Genomic DNA, 17,735 nt, shown 5'->3' with positions numbered 1-17,735 from the left:
CCCCGGCCAGCGCGCCAACGGACAGCCCTGCCGCCGCGCCTGCCAACCCGACAGATTCCGTCGCCGCGTCCGCCGCACCGGACGCCCCAGTGGCATTGCCCGTCACGCCGCCCGTCACGCCGGAAATCCGCCGCGCGGTGGAAGAACTCTATCAACTCATGGTGCAGTGCCATGACCGCTACAAATAGGCCGTCCGCCATGAAGATCGTCAAGCCCGTGGCGCGCCAGTGCGCCGATCTGGAGGAAAGGCTGCGCGCCCTTCCTGATGACGTCACCGAGCAGGAGGATGCCCTGTTCCGCTCGCTGATCGTCACCGACCTGACCCCCTGGCAGGCGGAGCAGGTAACTACACCCCCGTCCGTTCACGAATCCCAGCGCGAGGTGCTGGCCACGCACTGGCACCCGGAATTCGTACCCATGGGGCTGATCCGCCAACGCATCGAGGCCATGTTTCCGGGGCGCGAGGACCAGTTGATCATCCCCACCCAACACAACGAACTGACCAGTTGGGACGGCTACACCGGGGTGGAGGTGGACTGCTACTCCAGCGGCTTCAACCAGAAGGTGCAGCTGCTGCTGCATTTCGAAAGCCGCCGCGTGGCCCCCGCTGCACCAGCCGCGCAGGTGGCGCACAGCCACCCGGACGCCACTGGCCTGACCGGTCCCACCCACGCCACGCCCGATGGCGCCCCGCTGCCCGCCCATTCCCTGCTTTCCGGCGACAGCACGCACACCGGGGCACACACCCTGTGCTCCATGCTGGCCCACACCCGCAAGTACCGAGCCTCGCAACTGTACGACTATGTGCGCGCCGTGGTGCGGCCCGACGACAACGTGGCCGGGCCCGCCGTGCGAGAAACCGGCGCCGACGACGACGTGCTGGCCTTTGCCCGGCTGATGACCGGCAAGTTCAGCCGCCTGCTGGAAACGCACGACGCTGCCATGCCCGAGGACATGATCAAGAACAAGCTGCTGCGCAACTTCATCGACGGGCTTCGCGGCGACTGGGAAGACACCTTCATCGACCGGGTGCAGGCCTACCTGAAGGCGGTGAAGGAGCAGGTGAAACGACGCTTTCCGCTCGACTACTTCTACCGGGCCACGGAATTCATCGAGGAAGCGCACGGCCTTGGCGGCTGCGTGGTCATTCCCCACCCGGAGCAGTTCTGGCCCATCCTGCTCGCGGAGTACGACGTGGACGGCTACGAGGTGTGGAACCCCCAGTCCAGCCGATACACCGAGTTCCTCATTTCCGTGGCCAACCGCAAGAACCGGGGGCCGGGCCTTTCGCGCCGCGAGATCCTGGTGTTCATGGGTGACGACTGCCACCTGGGCGAAAAGACCCGCCCGCGCGAACAACAGGATACGGAAAAGGCCGCCCGCGAGGTGGGCCTGCAACCGGCCTGGGACGACCCCGCCGTGCGCAAGCGCCTTTCGCTGACCGGGGTGAGCCGCGCCAGCGTGATCCGTGACTATCGGGCGCGCCTGGCGGGTTAGGTCCCAACGTGTCTTTTCGCCCGTTGGGGTTGGGAACAGCCCCCTGCGCCACCTGAAGTCCCCCGCCGTCACCCGACCTTCACCCGCGCGGCACGCCGCCGCCCACGACGGGCGGCATACACGAAGCAGACAGGAGGCACCCATGAGCTCGGAAGAAAAATTCGTCTTCGAATCGTTGCAGGACTGCGAATCCATTCGCGCCTTTCTGGAAGCCCTCACCGAGGGCGTGGGCAGCAAGCATCTGGTGCTGTCCTCCGGGGGCGAGCGCATCGAACTGTACCCGCAGGGTCTGTTGCAGGTGGAAGTGAAGGCCCGGCGCAAGGGCGGGTCGAGCAAGGTCAGCCTGAAGCTGGAATGGAAGGACGCCCCGCGCGTGGAAACCACCGACAGGACGCTGTCCGTCAGCAGCAATTGATGCTGTGGGCATGACCGGGGCCGCAGCGCCGCGCCCGGCGTGTGCCGGTGCGACATCTGCCCGGCGAGCCATACTGGCCCGGCTGGTCTGGCTGGCTCGACTGGCGCCACTGGCAACGCGTGCCTGATGGCCACGGCCCCGCATTCTTCAACGGACAGTTCCAAAGGCAAGATGCTGCGCACATGATCACCTTCGAAGGACTGAGCGAAAACTTCAGGTTCCTGGTGCTAGAGGTTTCGGGCCAGTTGCGCGCCACGCACGAGTTCATGCGTGCTCCCACGCGCGAACTGTTCGACCGCATCACCGGGCGCGACGACTACATCGACAACCTGAAGACCATCATCGAGAACAAGTGCTTCTCGCGCATCCACACGGACAATTCGCTGGACCGGCGCGAGATACACCGCATCCGGGCCATCCACACCATTGCCGTCAATCTGGAGCGCATCGCCGACTTCTGCGTGAACATCCTTGGGCAGATGGCCCACCTTTCCGACCCCGGCAGGCTGCGGGCCGACGAGTACGACCCCATCTTCACGGAGATAGAGGCCAGCCTGAACCGCATCATCCCCGCCCTGGAAAAGGAAGACCTGCCTGCCGCGCTGGCCATCTGCCGCAGCGAATACGAGCTGGACCGGCTGTACGAGGCGGTGTTTCACCGTATCCTGGCCGAAATGTCCGATGGCCGCAGCGTGCATGACCGCATCACCACCATCTTCATCTTCCGGTATCTGGAGCGCATCGGCGACAGCCTGCTGAACGTGGGCGAGGCACTGATCTTCAGCGTGCTGGGTGAAAAGATAAAAATCAAACAATTCGAGGCGTTGCAAAAAACGCTATCCACGTCCGGGTTTGGCGATTCGCTGTCGGACATCGACTTCCGGTCCATCTGGGGCACCCGGTCCGGCTGCCGCATCGGGCGGGTGGAACGGGTGCGGGGTGCGCGCAACTCCACCGGCGATGCGGAAGGCGGGGGCGGTCCGTCCTGTGACACCGACGTTGGCGGGGGCAACGGCAATCCGGCGCAGACGGGGCCGGACGGCCAGCCCAGGCCCGCGCCCGGCGGCCTTGGCTCCATCTACAAGCAGGGCAACAAGAAAAAGATCATCAAGGAGCGGGACAACATCGCCCGCTGGTCCACCCTGTTTCCCAACCTGGTGCCGGAAATCTTCGGCTACCACGAGGACGACGACTCCGCCGCGCTGCTGGTGGAGTTTCTGCAAGGGTGCACCATGGACGAAATCGTCCTGACCGGCGATGTCGAAATCTTGCAGAACGCCATGTTCGTGCTGCTGCAAACCCTGCACGAAATCTGGGAAAAAACGGCCACGCCCGGCCCGGTGGACACCGATTTCATGCGCCAGATGCGTTCGCGCATGGAGTCGGTGTTGCAGGTGCACCCCGGCCTGCGGCGCGAGGGCGTGGACATGTGCGGCGCGGGAGCCCTGTCCACCGAACAGCTCATCGACCGCTGCGAGGCCATCGAAAAGACCCTGCCCGCGCCGTTCACCGTATTCATCCACGGCGACTTCAACGTGAACAACCTGGTCTACGACCACACCCGGCAGGCGGTGCGGTTCATCGACCTGTACCGCTCGCGCGACTGCGACTACGTGCAGGACATTTCGGTGTTCCTGGTTTCCAACTACCGGTTGCCGGTGTTCGAACCCGCCCTGCGCGAACGCATCCGCTGGGTGATGCGCGAATTCCTGCTGTTCGCCATCGGGGTTGCCGCAGAGCGCGGCGACGCCACCTTCCAGGCGCGGCTGGCCCTGGCGCTGGCCCGTTCACTATACACATCCACGCGGTTCGAACTGAACCACCACTTCGCCAAGGACATGTACCTGCGCTCGCACTACCTGATGGAGCGCATCGTGGCCCATGGCGGTTCGTGGGAAAGCTTTCGCCTGCCGGCAGAGGTGCTGGACTGCGGCTGCAACGCCATCATGAGGGAGGAAACGCCGTGCGCATTGGCGTCGTAGGGACCAAGGGCGGCTGGTCGTCGGAACTGCTGGCCGATACCGTGGGCAGTGCCACCGGGCATCGCCTGCTCATCGAAATGGACAAGGTGCGGCTGGATCTGCCGTCGGGCCGCTGCATGTACGAAGGCACCGACCTTTCCACGCTGGACGCGCTGATCATCAAGAAGATCGGCGCGTGGTACTCGCCAGACCTTCTGGACCGGCTGGAAATGCTGCGCCTGCTCAACGAGCGCGGCCTGCCCGTGTTCTCGGCCCCGCTACGGGTGCTGCGGGTGCTGGACCGGCTGAGCTGCACCATCACCCTGCAGTCCGGCGACATCCCCATGCCGCCCACCACCATCACCGAGGACGTGGACCACGCCGTGCAGGCCGTGCGCGACTATGGCCGGGCCGTGTTCAAGCCGCTGTACTCCACCAAGGCGCGGGGCATGACCATCATGGAGGACGGCCCCGGCCTGCGCGAGCAGATTGCGGCCTACAAGGCCGACCATTCCATATTGTACATCCAGAAGACCATCGAACTGGAAGGCGGGCAGGATCTTGGCGTGGTGTTCCTGGGCGGCAGGTACCTGACCACCTACGCCCGCTGCCGCACCAACGGCAGCTGGAACACCACCACGGTCAACGGCGGCAAGTATGCCGCGTTCGAGCCGCCGACAGAGATCATCGACATGGCCCGGCGGGCGCAGGCCCTGTTCGGGCTGGATTTCACCTGCGTGGATGTGGCCCTGACGGCATCCGGCCCCTACGTCTTCGAGGTGTCGGCCTTCGGCGGGTTCCGGGGCATTCTGGAAACCAGCGGGCTGGACGCCGCGCAACTCTTGCTGGAACACGTGCAGCGCTGCCTGGCTGGCGGTGCCCAATCCGGGGGCTGCGGATCGGCCCCCACCATCACGCCCCCCCTCGTGTCCACCCGCATGGAGCCTGCCGCATGAGCGCCACCGCCGCCCGCACCCTTGCCCCGCACCTGACGCGTACCGCCCTGGCCGCCGACGTGCGCGGCTGGTACCCCGCCAGCCACGAACTGGCCCTGCGCATCAATGACGTATACGTGCGCGTGGCCACCAATGCGCCGGAACTGCACGCAAAACTCACCCGTTACTTCGGCGAGTTCCTGGCGCCGGAGGTGTCGGAACGCGGCGTGCCCGCCCGGGCGGACGTCATCCGGGTCACCGCGCACGAGGCTCCGCGCCGCGACTGGGGGTTGCCCTTCACGGCAAAGCAGCCCGACGCGGGCAAGCGCAAGATCAAGGAAGAGTACCTGGACCTGCCGGATGGACGCCTGGTGCACAAGCGGCTGACGGGCATGCTGTTCGCCTTTGGCCGTGGCGACAACGTGGCCGTGGGTCCATGCACCGCCAACGACAACCAGGTGGTCAACTTCATCAACAACCGCTATCTGGAACTGATGCTGAACCGGGGCTGCCTGCTGGGGCACGCCGCCGCCGTGTCCCACGCCGGGCGCGGCCTTGCCGTTGCGGGCTTTTCGGGCATGGGCAAGTCCACCCTGTCGTTGCGGCTGATGAGCCTTGGGGCCACCTTCGTCAGCAACGACCGCGTGCTGGTGGAACGGGACAATGGTCAGACCGCCCCGCGCTGCCTGGGCATTCCCAAGCAACCGCGCATCAACCCCGGCACCATCCTGGCCAACCCGGACCTTTCCCCGGTACTGACCGAAGAGGAACGCACCACCCTTTCCGCCCTGCCCCCCGACGACCTGTGGCACCTGGAACGCAAGTACGACGCCATCATCGGCGACTGTTTCGGGCCGGGGCGCTTCGTGCCGCAAGCCCCTCTGGATGCGCTGGTGATCCTGAACTGGCGGCGCAACGGCGAACCGTTGCGGGTGCGCATGGACAGCGCCCAGGACCGGCCCGACCTGCTGCCCGCGTTCATGAAATCCACCGGGGTGTTCTACCTGCCCGCCCCCGGCGGCTGGATGCAGGACCCCGACCATGCGGAGTACGCGCGCGGGCTGGCCGGTGTGCCCATCATCGAACTGTCCGGCGGGGTGGACTTTGACGCGGCGGCGGACGCCTGCATGCACTTCCTGTCCACCGGCACGTTGTAGAGGCGGGCACGCATGGCCCGGTTGCTGCTGACCCGGCAGGTCACCCTGCCCGACCCGGTGAAGGTGGAACGCTTCACCCGCGCGCCCGACCTTGGGCCGCGCATCCTGTTCTTCAGCGGGGGCACGGCCCTGCGCGACGCCGCCACCGACCTCGCGCGGTACACCCACAATTCGGTGCACCTTATCACCCCGTTCGATTCGGGCGGCAGTTCCGCCCGGCTGCGCCAGGCCTTTGCCATGCCCGCCGTGGGCGACCTGCGCAACCGGCTGATGGCTCTCGCGGACCGCAGCCTGCACGGCAACCCCGCAGTATTCCGGCTGTTCGCCTTCCGCCTGCCCCCGGAGGGCGACCGCACGGAACTGGCCGACACCCTTGGCGCGCTGGCCCAGGGCAGGCACCCCCTTGTGCGGGCCATACCCGACCCGCTGCGCAAGATCGTGCGTTCGCACATCGGCACATTCATCGACCACGCCGGACTGGACAAGGACGGCGGCTTCGACCCTCGCGGGGCCAGCCTTGGCAACATCGTGCTGGCATCGGGCTACTTGCAGAACCGTCGCCACCTGGACCCGGTGATCTTCATCTTTTCCAAGCTGGTGCAGGTGCGCGGGGTGGTGCGTCCCATCGCCAACGCAGATCTGCACCTGGCCGTGAAGCTGGCCGATGGCCGGGTCATCGGCGGGCAGCACCGCTTTACCGGCAAGAACGGCACGCCGCCGCTCACGGCCCGCATCGACGACATCTGGCTGTGCAAGTCGCCCGACGACACCACCCCGGCGGACCTGCGACTGCGGGCCAAGGTGCGCGAGATCATCGCCACCGCGGAACTGGTGTGCTACCCTGTGGGCAGCTTCTATTCCAGCATCATCGCCAACCTGCTGCCCACGGGCGTGGGCGCGGCGCTGGCCGCCACCCGCTGCCCCAAGGTTTTCGTGCCCAACACCGGCAACGATCCGGAACTGCTGGGGCACACCCTGGAATTGCAGGTGGAGCGGCTGCTGCGTCACCTGCGCAACGACGCGCCGGACGCCATAACCCCGCGCGACGTGCTGGACTTCGTGCTGGTGGACAGCAGGGGGGGCCGCTACCCCGGTGGCGTGCCCAAGGGCATGTTGCAGAGTCTGGGCATCCGCGTGCTGGACTGCCCGCTGGTAAGCCGCCAGTCGGCCCCGTACATCGACGAACGCCTGCTCAATCCGGTGCTGCTCTCGCTGTGCTGACGCCTTGCGGCTAGGCACGCTGCCCGCACCGACAACAACCGCTACCAACCGAATGGAGGTTCCCATGGACGGTGAAAAGCAGAAGGTGAGCATCGAACAGCACATGGCCTATGCCGACGCGGTGGCCTATCTGGAGGCGCTGCTCAAGGGCTTTCGGGAAGGGCGCATCGTGGTGGAACGCGGCGGCGAGTCCGTGGTGCTAACCCCGCCCCAGAGCGTGAACGTGGAAATCGAGGCCCGCCGCAAGGGCGACAAGCAGAAGTTCTCGCTGGAACTGGAATGGAGCGCGGCCCCCGCCGTGGTGGAGGACCCGCTGACCATCTCCGCCGACCTGCCCAAGGCCGACGCCGCGAAGCCCTGCGACAAGGGCTGCCCCACCTCCGCCCCTGCGGAAGCCAAGCCAGCCGAAGCAAAGCCCGCACCGGCCCCGGCCAAACCCGCCCCTTCGGCCCCGGAATCCACGGTACACTACGGCAAGCCCGAAACGGCCAAGCCCGCCCCCAAGGACACTCCCAAGGACACTCCCAAGGACGCGCCCAAGCCCGGCGTCAAATAGCCCCGCCCCAGCCCGACGCAGATACGAAGGCCGCCCGCCGGAACATTCCGACGGGCGGTCTTTTCATCCCAAAGCGTTGGCCTGCGACGTTTCAAGGGCTGTGCCCAAATGAGGTTTTTCGTTCGTTGGCAAGGAAAACAAGCACGCCTAACGGGCACGCTTCGCGCCCTTCGGGTCGCTCGTTGCGCACGATGCCCGTACGGCTCGCAGACTCGCCTAACGGGCACGCTTCGCGCCCTTCGGGTCGGAAGCCAGCAAGCAAAGGGACGGCTTGCGCCCCTATGCGGTCATGTTGTGAATGATGCCCCGCAACTGCCCGGCCATGTCGGCCAGCGCGCTCACCGCCCGTCCGGCCTGCTCCACCTCGGCAGTCACCTTGCCCGAAATGTCGCGCACCTCGGCTACGGAACTGCTGATGTGCTCGCTGGTGGACGACTGCTGTTCCGCCGCCGTGGCAATGGCGTGCACCTGATCGTTGGTGGCCACCACCAGGGTGACGATTTCCGCCAGGGCCGCGCCCGATTCCGCAGACAGCCCACGCGAGCGTTCCACGGCATGCACGGCGGCTTCCATCCCAGCCACCGAATCGCGGGTGCCTTCCTGAATGGCCCGGATGGCCTCGCCCACTTCCCGGGTGGCGTTCATGGTCTTTTCGGCCAGTTTGCGCACCTCGTCGGCCACCACGGCAAAACCGCGCCCGGCGTCACCGGCGCGGGCCGCCTCGATGGCGGCGTTCAGGGCCAGCAGGTTGGTCTGGTCGGCAATGTCGCTGATGACCTCCATGACCCGACCAATGCCCTCGGCCCGGGTGCCCAGCGCGCCAAGGTCGGCTTTCAGCCGGGCGGCCATGGTGCTCACCTCGTCGATGGCGGTCATGGCCTTTTCCACCACGCCTGCCCCGGCTTCCGCCTTGGCGCGGGCGTCGGTGGCCTGACGGGCGGCGTCGGAGGCGTTGCGGGCCACCGCCAGCACCGCGCCGTTCATTTCATCCATGGCGGCTGCCGTCTCGCCTATGCGGCTGGACTGCCTGTCGGTCAGGGTGCCCGCGTTGCGCATCTGCCCGGCCAGGGTGGTCGAGGTGCGAGCCACCTCGCCGGATATTTCCTCCGACTGGCGGGCCGCTTCGGCAATGCGTTTGTTGGTGGCCTCCAGCTCGGCCTCGCGGGCGCGCAGGTCGGTGAGGTCCTGATATATGCACAGCGCGCCCATCAGCTTGCCCTCTATGTCATACAGCGGCGAAGCATTGATGAAGATGCGCCGCTTGCCGCCCTTGCGACCCACCAGGTCCACCTCGCGCCGGGCGATGGTGCCGTTTTCGATGCAGTCGCGCAGCACCGTGCGACGGGTGGCGTCGCCGTAGAAGAACTGGGCCACGTTCTGGCCGTAGAAGCTTTCAGGCTTGCCGTCGTGCTCCAGAATGTGCAGCAGGTTGGCGTTGGTGTAGGTAAGCACCTCCTTGGGGTCCACCACCACGAAGGGAGTATCGATCCCCTTCAGCACGCCCTGCGCAAAGGAAAGGTTTCTGCGCAACTGGCCGATAAGCCCGTCAAGAGCGATGCGCATCTCGACAAGTTCGTCGCCGCCGTCGCAGGTGAAACAGACGGAATGGTCACCGGACTTCAGCCGGTCGAGCCGCCAGGTGATCTCGCCCAGCGGCTTGACCACCTTGGCGTGCAGCAGAAAGGCCAGGGCAACGGCCAGAATCACCGCACACCCCACGGTGATGCCCCCGGCCAGCCAGATGGTGCCGGGAGTAATGGAGCCCGCGCCGACGGAACCGAGCCAGGCGAAGCCGCCCAGACAGACCAGGGGAACGAGAGCGAGCAGGAAGATAAGTGTCCGGATGCGCAACCCTTGCATCATCGAGGCATCTCCTTATGTCACAGGACACGGCAAAATGGCGGTTCATGTCTGGCGGCGCCGCCCCGCGCCGGGAGCATTTGCTGCGTGCGCCCGCAACGGATGCATTTGGCGGCATGCATCACGTTACAGCCTATCGGCGCAACCGGAACAAACGTTAGCCGAGCGGACGTGGCCTTTCAAGAAAATCCCCGCAGTTTCCAGCCATGTCCGACCGCATGCACAAGGCCCTTTCCTTCGCCGCGCGACAACGGTATGCTCGCCGCGCGACAACACACTCCTTTCCGGACAACTTCCATGTCCGTTGCGTAACATCCCATGAAAGAAACCATTCCTTCACATACTTCGGCGGGCGACCCGCGCTTCTTCCCCGTATCGCCCCTGATGATCTTTCCCAAGGCCGTTGGATCGTTCAGCGTATACCTGCGGCAGGGCAACACCCTGGTGTTGTATGCCGCTGCTGGCGAGGCCTTCACCGAACGACATCGCACCAACCTGTTCGAGAACGGCGTGCGTGAAGTGTACGTGCGCCTTGAACAGCGCGAAAACTACACCCGTTACGTGGAAGAGAACCTGGGCGCCATATTGCAGGACGAGTCCATTCCGCTGCCGGAACGGGCGGGCACCTTCTACCGGGCCTCCACCGAAATCCTGCGCGATGCCTTCGAGGCGCGCATGCCCGTGCCGCTGGACAGCGAGACATTCCGCAGGCTGCACTACTTCGTCACCCAGTCCATCCGCTTTCTGACCAGCGCCGATTCGTTGCGGGCCCTCGGCGAATTCATCGCGCACGACTACAAGACCTACACCCACTCCATCAACGTGCTCATCTACACCATGCCCCTGGCGCAAACCATGGGCCTGGACGATGCGGCGCTGATCCGCGTGGGCATAGGCACCCTGCTGCACGACGTGGGCATGACCCGCGTGCCGAAAAGCATCATCGAGCGCGCGGGACGCCTGCTGCCGGACGAAGAGGCCGTGTACCGCACCCACCCCGCACAGGGCGTGGCCACCATCGCCCAGGTGCCCCTGACGCAAGAGGCCATCAACTGCATCCTGTTCCACCACGAGCGCATGGACGGTTCCGGCTACCCCACGGGGCTTTCGGGCGACCAGATCCCCCCCGTGGTGCGCGCCCTTGCCGTGGCCGACACCTTCGACACGCTTACCTCCACGCGCGGGGGGCCGCCATCGGCCACGTCCGCCTTCGAGGTGCTGAACCGCATGCGTTCGGAAATGGCATCCACCCTGGACATGGAAATGTTCAGGCGTTTCGTGCTGGTGCTGTCCGGGGCCATGCTGGACGGCGGTTTCGGCGCCGAGATGGACTGATCCGGTCCAGACGGTGAAACTGACCGCAATGGGCCGCCCGCATGCGCGCGTTTGCGCACGCTCCACGCCCCCGCCGAACGGCGCGATGCCCTTCCAGCCCTGCGATCTCCACACGCTGCAGAGAAAGTCTAGAAAAAGTTGACAATGCCTGTGCTTTCCGTCATGCCTTTGCGAGGGGAGAGGTGCGTCCATAACGGCCCGGCACCACTGCAACATCCAGGAAATTCTTGGAAATGACACAGGCATCGGCTGCGCAACAGGACCCCTCCGAATTCTTCGCGGTGCCCACCACGATGCTTTTGCCTGACATGTCGGGCTCTTTCGGCGTGTACATCAGGCAGGAGAAGGGGTTTGTACTTTACGCCCACGAAGGCGAGCAGTTCACGCCGCGCCATCGTCTGCAACTGCGTGCGCACGGGGTGGAGCACATCTACGTGCACCGCGCGCAGCACCCCCTGTACCGCGAACACCGCGAACTGTACCTGGGGCGCATCCTTTCCGACGAAACGATTCCCCTGCCCGAACGGGCCCGCCTGTTCTACGCCACCTCCACCGAAATCGTGCAGGAGGTGTTCGAACGCAAGCTGCCCCGCAGCCTGAAGCGCGCCACCTTCGACCGCATCCTAGCCCTGGTCACCGAAGGCATCAGCTTCCTGACGCTGGAAAATTCGCTGAAGACCGTGGCATCCTTGGTGGCGCACGACTACCATACATATTCCCACTCGCTGCACGTCTTCGTGTATTCGCAGGCCATCCTGCAAAGCTACGGCTTTGATGAGGAAAGCCTGGTGCAGTTCGGCCTGGGGGCCATGCTGCACGACATCGGCAAGACCTTCGTGAACCCGGACATCCTGGCCAAGCCCGGCGCGCTGTCTCTGGAAGAGCGCATCGAGGTCAACCGCCACCCGGTGTTCGGCGTGGGCGCGTGCACGCTGATGCCCCTGTCGCAGGACGCCATCAACTGCATCCTGTTCCACCACGAGAAACTGGACGGCACCGGCTACCCCTGCGGCCTCACCAGCGGTGAAATCCCCCTGCCGGTACGAGCCATCACCATTGCCGACATCTACGACGCGCTGACCTCCAACCGTCCCTATGCTCCCGCCATGAACGCCTTCCAGGTACTGCGCCTGATGATGAACGAGATGCGCGAACAGATCGACCTCGACATCTTCAAGCGCTTCGTGATGATTCTTTCGGGCGCCAACGTGGTGTAGCGCGCTTCTTGCGCCGCACCGCCCCGGCCCGCCCCGCCCCGCCTCCCGGCCTCGGCGCCCTGTTCGATCGCACAATCCCGACCGAAAAAATCCGCTCCGCCCCTTCCCCGCCCGGACGTGCGTTGTTATATGCCCGGTAATGACGCGCCGTGCCCTGCCAAGTGCTCAGCCCGATGCTCTGCCAGTGCTCAGCCGACCGCGCTAACGCCCTCCGGAGGAACAGCAACATGTGGGAGTATACCGACAAGGTGCGAGAGCACTTCCTGAACCCGCGCAACGTGGGCTCCCTTGACGACGCCAACGCCATCGGCGAGGTCGGCAGCCTTGCCTGCGGCGACGCCCTCAAGCTCTATCTCAAGATCGACGGCGACCGCATCGTGGACGCCAAATTCCAGACCTTCGGCTGCGCCAGCGCCATCGCCTCCAGTTCGGCCCTTACCGAACTGATCAAGGGAATGACGGTGGAAGAAGCCCTGAAGCTGACCAACCGCGACATCGCAGAATTTCTGGGCGGCCTGCCCAAGGAAAAGATGCATTGCTCCGTCATGGGGCAGGAAGCGCTGGAGGCCGCCATCCGCAACTGGCGCGGTGAACCCGCCGTGGAACACAGCCACGAGGGCCAGTTGGTCTGCAAGTGCTTTGGCGTGACCGACGAGCAGATCGTGCGCGCCATCCGTGAAAACGGCCTGAAGACGGTGGAGGAAATCACCCACTACACCAAGGCCGGCGGCGGCTGCGGCGAATGCGTGGGCGAACTGCAAAAGCTGCTGGACGCGGAACTGGGCAAGGCCCCGGTGTGCGAAACCCCGCTGGCCGCAGCGCCCAAAAAACTCTCCAACGTGCAGCGCATGCAACTGGTCCTGAAGGTGCTGGAAGGCGAAATCCGCCCCCGCCTGCAACAGGACGGTGGCGACATCGAACTGGTGGACATGGACGGCACCACCGTCTACGTGGCCCTGCGCGGCATGTGCACCAGCTGTCCCTCCAGCCGCCTGACGCTGGAAGGCTTTGTGGAGAAGACCCTGCGCGACCATGTGGACGAAAACATCGTGGTCAAGGAGGCGGCAGCGTGAACACCGTATACTTCGACAACAACGCCACCACCCGCGTGGACCCGGCCGTGCTTGCGGCCATGCTGCCCTATTTCAGCGAACTGTACGGCAACCCCTCGTCCATGCACACCTTTGGCGGGCAGGTGGGCCGCGCCGTGCGCGAGGCGCGCGAACAGGTGGCCCGGCTCATCGGGGCCACGCCGGAAGAGATCGTGTTCACCTCGTGCGGGACGGAGGGCGACAACACCGCCATCCGCGCCGCGCTGGCCGCCCAGCCCGAGAAGAAGCACATCATCACCACCCGGGTGGAGCACCCCGCCGTGCTCAGCCTGTCCCAGCATCTGGAAAAGAACGGCTACGAACTGACCCTGCTGGGCGTGGACGACAAGGGCCGCATGAACCTTGACGAACTGCGCGAAGCCATCCGCAAGGACACGGCCATCGTGTCCATCATGTTCGCCAACAACGAGACGGGCACCATCTTCCCCGTGGCCGAAGCCGCCGCCATCTGCAAGGAACGCGGCGTGCCTTTCCACACCGACGCGGTGCAGGCCGTGGGCAAGCTGGACATCGACGTGCGCGAACTGCCCGTGGACTATCTGGTGCTGTCCGGCCACAAGCTGCACGCCCCCAAGGGCATCGGCGCGCTGTACGTGCGGCGCGGGGCGGCCTACCGGCCCTTCCTGCGCGGCGGGCATCAGGAGCGCGGACGCCGGGGCGGCACCGAAAACGTGCCCGCCATCATCGGTCTGGGCATGGCTTGCGACCTTGCCGCCGCCAACATGGCGGAAGAAAACACCCGCGTGCGCGCCCTGCGCGACAGGCTGGAACAGGGCCTGCTGGCCGCCATCCCCGACGCCATCGTCAACGGCGACGTGGCCAACCGCCTGCCCAACACCACCAACATCTCGTTCAAGTACGTGGAGGGCGAGGCCATCCTGCTGCTGCTCGACCAGTTGGGGGTATGCGCCAGTTCCGGTTCGGCCTGCACCTCGGGCAGTCTGGAACCTTCGCACGTGCTGCGGGCCATGGGCGTGCCGTTCACCTACGCGCACGGCTCCATCCGCTTCAGCCTTTCGCGCTTCAACACGCAGGAAGAGGTGGACCATGTGGTGCGCGAACTGCCACGCGTCATTGCCCGCCTGCGCGAGATGTCGCCCTTCCGCGCCGGGAGCGAGGCGGAGGCGGCGTTGGGCAAGCCCGCCTGCGCCTGCCAGGGCTGCGGTTCGTGACGGGGTGATCCCGCCCGCCATCCTCCCCCTGTACGCACGGGGGCGTTTGTGGCATCCGGGAACATCGCCCTGCTTCCGGCCAGAGCCGACGAACATTCCGGGGGAAGGCGCAACCTTCCCCCTTTTCGCAACCGATGGGGCGCAACACAGCGCCAAGCGCCCACGGCCATCCGCGCCGGACACCCTCAGGAGGCTCGCATGAAGATCGCCCGCGACATGACGGAACTGGTAGGCCGCACCCCCCTGGTGCGCCTGAACCGCGTCAGCGAAGGCTGCGCGGCCGAGGTGGTGGCGAAGCTGGAATTCAACAACCCCTGCGCCTCGGTGAAGGACCGCATTGCCCTGGCCATGATCGACGGGGCCATGGAGCGCGGCGAACTGGCCCCCGGCGGCCTGCTGGTGGAACCCACCAGCGGCAACACCGGCGTGGGGCTGGCCTTCGTGGCGGCGGTGCGCGGCCTTACCCTTGTGCTGACCATGCCCGAAAGCATGAGCAACGAGCGCAAGGCGCTGCTGCGCGGCTTTGGCGCGCGGCTGGTGCTGACCCCGGCCTCCAAGGGCATGCGGGGCGCCATAGAGGAAGCCGAGCGCATCGTGGCCGAAACGCCCGGCGCGGTTATGCTCGGGCAGTTCGTGAACCCGGACAACCCCATGGTGCACCGCAAGACCACGGCGGAGGAAATCTGGGCCGACACCGACGGCAAGGTGGACGCCTTCGTGGCGGGCGTTGGCACCGGCGGTACCGTGACCGGCACCGGCAGGCGGCTGCGCGAGCTGAACCCGGCCATCAAGATATTCGCCGTGGAGCCGGACGAATCGCCCGTGCTGTCTGGCGGCGCGCCCGGCCCGCACGCCATCCAGGGCATAGGCGCGGGCTTCGTGCCCCCGGTGCTGGACACCACGGTGTACGACGAAATCATCCGCGTGCCCGGCAAGGACGCCCTGGCCACCGCCCGGCGCCTGCTGCGCGAGGAAGGCATTCTGTGCGGCGTCTCGTCCGGGGCCAACGCCTTTGCCGCCATGGTCGTGGCGCGCCGCCCCGAAATGGCGGGCAAGCGCGTGGTGTTCGTGGTGTGCGACACCGGCGAGCGGTATCTTTCCACGCCGCTTTTTACGGAGATGCCGGATTAACCCGGCGTGACCCGGCACGGCAGTCCCGCCCCCCATCACCCCAAACCACGACGGATCGCACGCGCATGAAGAAACTCGACGACCTCGACGCCCGCTCGCTGCAAGGCATGCCCGAACTGGAACGCATCGCGGCCGATCTGTGCGCGCCGGAATCGTACGAAGCGGTCTACCACCGCTCGCTGCACGACGCGCCCATGCCCTCGCTGGAGGCACTGGCCGAAATGGTCAGCCGCCTGCGCGCCGCGCTGCTGCCCGGCTTTTTCGGCACCGCCACCGTGCACCTGGAATCGATGCGCTACCACCTGGCCGCCAACCTCGATTCCATCTTCCGCATTCTTTCCGAGCAGATCCGTCGTGGGGCGTGTTTCACCTGTGCCGACTTCGCCCGTGAATGCGGCAGCTGCGAACTGCACTCGCGCGACAAGGCCATCCAGTTCCTGCAACGCCTGCCGGAAATCCGCCGCATGCTGGCCAGCGACGTGAAGGCCGCCTACGAAGGCGACCCCGCCGCCAAAAGCCCCGGCGAAACGGTGTTCTGCTACCCGTCCATCGCGGCCATGATCAACCACCGCATCGCGCACGAACTGTACCGCATGGACGTGCCGCTGATCCCGCGCATCATCAGCGAAATGGCACACTCGCGCACGGGCATCGACATTCACCCCGGCGCGCGCATCGGCGAGGAATTCTTCATCGACCACGGCACCGGCGTGGTCATCGGCGAAACGTGCATCATCGGGCGCGGCTGCCGCCTGTACCAGGGTGTGACCCTGGGCGCGCTGTCCTTCCCCAAGGACGGCGACGGCGTGCTGATCAAGGGCAACCCCCGCCACCCCATCCTGGAAGACAACGTCACGGTGTACGCCGGGGCCACCATCCTTGGCCGGGTGACCATCGGCGCGGGGTCCATGGTCGGCGGCAACGTGTGGGTGACCCACGACGTGCCGCCCGGCTCCAAGATCGTGCAGCAGCGGTCAGCCAAGCCCAAGCCCGACGAGGAACTGGTGGGGCGGACGTAGCGACTGACCGGACAGGCGAATTCCCGGCAGGGATGCCCCGGCAAACGCGTCCCGCGCGGCGCACCCCGCTGTACCCGCGCGCCGCATGGCGGTAGATTGTCCTGCACACCTTTCCCCATCCGGCGCGAACCGCCAAAGGAGGCCCCATGCCCATCCCCCGCATCTGCCTGCTGACCCTTGGCGTGGCCGACCTTGCCCGCAGCCGGGCCTTTTACGAGGCCCTTGGCTGGAAGCCCGCCTACCCGGACTGCGACAAGATCGTGTTCTTTCAGGTGGGTGAACTGGCCGTGGCCCTGTACCCGCGTCAGGAACTGCTGGAAGACTGCGGCATGGCCGGGGCCAAGCCCGCGCCGGGGGGCATCACCCTGGCCCACAACGTGGCCGAGCGAGCCATGGTGGATGCGCTGATGGCCGAGGCCGAAGCCGCAGGCGGCACGGTGCTGGATGCCCCCCGCGACAAGCCGTGGGGCTACACCGGCTACTTCGCCGACCCGGACGGCCACCCGTGGGAAGTGGCTCACGTACCCTCGCTGAAATTGGATGAGGCCGGGAGGATCGTACTCGGCTGAGGGGGGCAAGTGCGCCAAGCCTGGCCACGTTCGGCCAAGGACGACGAGCGACGACCTCCCTTCCCTTTCCTTTTCCCTGCCCCGAAACGCAACGGGTTCCACGCAAGCACGGCGCGGAACCCGTTCTTTCTATTTTTTTCAGCTGGATACGTAATCCATACCGATACATGCTGGAACAGCGCATATTGGAACGAATCATACGCAAATGATTTTCGTCCGATTTTTCTTGCCTTCCGCCTCCAGATAGCCTACCGGGAAAGTAGGCTATCAGCAGGAGGAACCGACATGCCGTTCCAGTTACTTGCCGATTCCATGGTCACCATTCCCGGCGTCACCTGCACGGGAACCCGCCGTCTGCTCGCCATCAACGAAAACTGTTTCGCCATCCACCGCAGCGGGGTGCGCTGCCGCCGAACGGATACCTACCACCGGGCGCGGGTGGAGGTGTTCCGGCTGTTCGCCCGGCAGGACGACGCGCTGTCGCCCGCCCGCGCCGACGGCAGCGAGGGGGACTGGACCAGCGTGCTGCTGTCCTTTCGCCTGCGCGGCGAGCCGTGCATGCCCAAGCGGCCGAAGGG

Annotated in this window: 15 protein-coding genes and 2 pseudogenes; 16 read left to right on the top strand and 1 reads right to left on the bottom strand. The window is 66.0% G+C overall.

Going from position 1 to position 17,735, the window contains the following annotated elements; translation table 11 throughout:
• The 8 genes and pseudogenes from FVW27_RS20620 to FVW27_RS10980 form a co-directional block, all read left to right on the top strand.
• Window positions 1-188, top strand: a pseudogene (locus FVW27_RS20620) (hypothetical protein); the annotation flags it as partial.
• Complete coding sequence (locus FVW27_RS11010; RefSeq protein ID WP_243838361.1) at window positions 172-1,497, top strand: hypothetical protein; 1,326 nt, start codon at window positions 172-174, stop codon at window positions 1,495-1,497. The pseudogene FVW27_RS20620 and the gene FVW27_RS11010, both read left to right, overlap by 17 nt.
• 142 nt (window positions 1,498-1,639) lie before the next feature.
• Window positions 1,640-1,912 carry an amphi-Trp domain-containing protein gene (locus FVW27_RS11005; RefSeq protein WP_035068282.1) on the top strand — a complete coding sequence of 91 codons (273 nt, stop codon included), beginning with the start codon at window positions 1,640-1,642 and terminating at the stop codon, window positions 1,910-1,912.
• A gap of 182 nt (window positions 1,913-2,094) precedes the next feature.
• Entirely contained in the window at window positions 2,095-3,894 is a 1,800-nt protein-coding gene (locus FVW27_RS11000) for a PhoU domain-containing protein (protein WP_167125118.1), read from the top strand.
• On the top strand, window positions 3,876-4,829 hold the full coding sequence (locus FVW27_RS10995) for a GAK system ATP-grasp enzyme (protein WP_167125116.1): 954 nt from the start codon (window positions 3,876-3,878) through the stop codon (window positions 4,827-4,829). The genes FVW27_RS11000 and FVW27_RS10995 overlap by 19 nt, the downstream gene beginning before the upstream one ends.
• On the top strand, window positions 4,826-5,965 hold the full coding sequence (locus tag FVW27_RS10990) for an HprK-related kinase B (RefSeq protein WP_167125114.1): 1,140 nt from the start codon (window positions 4,826-4,828) through the stop codon (window positions 5,963-5,965). Before FVW27_RS10995 ends, FVW27_RS10990 begins: the two co-directional genes overlap by 4 nt.
• A gap of 12 nt (window positions 5,966-5,977) precedes the next feature.
• A complete protein-coding gene (locus FVW27_RS10985) occupies window positions 5,978-7,186 on the top strand; it encodes a GAK system CofD-like protein (protein ID WP_167125112.1) in 1,209 nt (402 codons plus the stop codon).
• A gap of 64 nt (window positions 7,187-7,250) precedes the next feature.
• Window positions 7,251-7,742 carry an amphi-Trp domain-containing protein gene (locus FVW27_RS10980; protein WP_167125110.1) on the top strand — a complete coding sequence of 164 codons (492 nt, stop codon included), beginning with the start codon at window positions 7,251-7,253 and terminating at the stop codon, window positions 7,740-7,742.
• Between the two features lie 279 nt (window positions 7,743-8,021).
• Here the strand turns inward: FVW27_RS10980 and FVW27_RS10975 are convergent, their stop codons facing one another.
• Window positions 8,022-9,605: a methyl-accepting chemotaxis protein gene (locus FVW27_RS10975; protein WP_243838359.1), complete on the bottom strand. Its 1,584-nt coding sequence runs from the start codon at window positions 9,603-9,605 to the stop codon at window positions 8,022-8,024.
• Between the two features lie 315 nt (window positions 9,606-9,920).
• On the opposite strand from FVW27_RS10975, the gene FVW27_RS10970 reads away from it, so the two are divergent.
• From FVW27_RS10970 to FVW27_RS10935, 8 genes and pseudogenes are all read left to right on the top strand, one after another.
• Window positions 9,921-10,937 (top strand): HD-GYP domain-containing protein, encoded by a 1,017-nt coding sequence (locus tag FVW27_RS10970; protein ID WP_167125108.1) that lies wholly within the window; start codon window positions 9,921-9,923, stop codon window positions 10,935-10,937.
• A gap of 233 nt (window positions 10,938-11,170) precedes the next feature.
• Window positions 11,171-12,154 (top strand): HD-GYP domain-containing protein, encoded by a 984-nt coding sequence (locus tag FVW27_RS10965; protein ID WP_167125106.1) that lies wholly within the window; start codon window positions 11,171-11,173, stop codon window positions 12,152-12,154.
• A gap of 227 nt (window positions 12,155-12,381) precedes the next feature.
• Window positions 12,382-13,227, top strand: a complete 846-nt coding sequence (nifU, locus tag FVW27_RS10960) for a Fe-S cluster assembly protein NifU (protein WP_167125104.1) — start codon at window positions 12,382-12,384, stop codon at window positions 13,225-13,227.
• A complete protein-coding gene (gene nifS, locus FVW27_RS10955; protein ID WP_167125102.1) occupies window positions 13,224-14,438 on the top strand; it encodes a cysteine desulfurase NifS in 1,215 nt (404 codons plus the stop codon). Before nifU ends, nifS begins: the two co-directional genes overlap by 4 nt.
• 198 nt (window positions 14,439-14,636) lie before the next feature.
• On the top strand, window positions 14,637-15,569 hold the full coding sequence (gene cysK / locus FVW27_RS10950) for a cysteine synthase A (protein WP_167125100.1): 933 nt from the start codon (window positions 14,637-14,639) through the stop codon (window positions 15,567-15,569).
• A 65-nt stretch (window positions 15,570-15,634) separates the two neighbouring features.
• On the top strand, window positions 15,635-16,588 hold the full coding sequence (gene epsC / locus FVW27_RS10945; RefSeq protein ID WP_167125098.1) for a serine O-acetyltransferase EpsC: 954 nt from the start codon (window positions 15,635-15,637) through the stop codon (window positions 16,586-16,588).
• Between the two features lie 146 nt (window positions 16,589-16,734).
• Window positions 16,735-17,157 carry a VOC family protein gene (locus tag FVW27_RS10940; protein WP_208294744.1) on the top strand — a complete coding sequence of 141 codons (423 nt, stop codon included), beginning with the start codon at window positions 16,735-16,737 and terminating at the stop codon, window positions 17,155-17,157.
• A gap of 285 nt (window positions 17,158-17,442) precedes the next feature.
• A pseudogene (locus FVW27_RS10935) lies at window positions 17,443-17,735 on the top strand (hypothetical protein); the annotation flags it as partial.

The sequence above is a fragment of the Nitratidesulfovibrio liaohensis genome (assembly GCF_011682075.1).
GTDB lineage: Bacteria > Desulfobacterota > Desulfovibrionia > Desulfovibrionales > Desulfovibrionaceae > Cupidesulfovibrio > Cupidesulfovibrio liaohensis.
The sequence above is the reverse complement of the archived record's forward strand: the minus strand, read 5'-3'. Positions and strand labels throughout refer to the sequence as shown.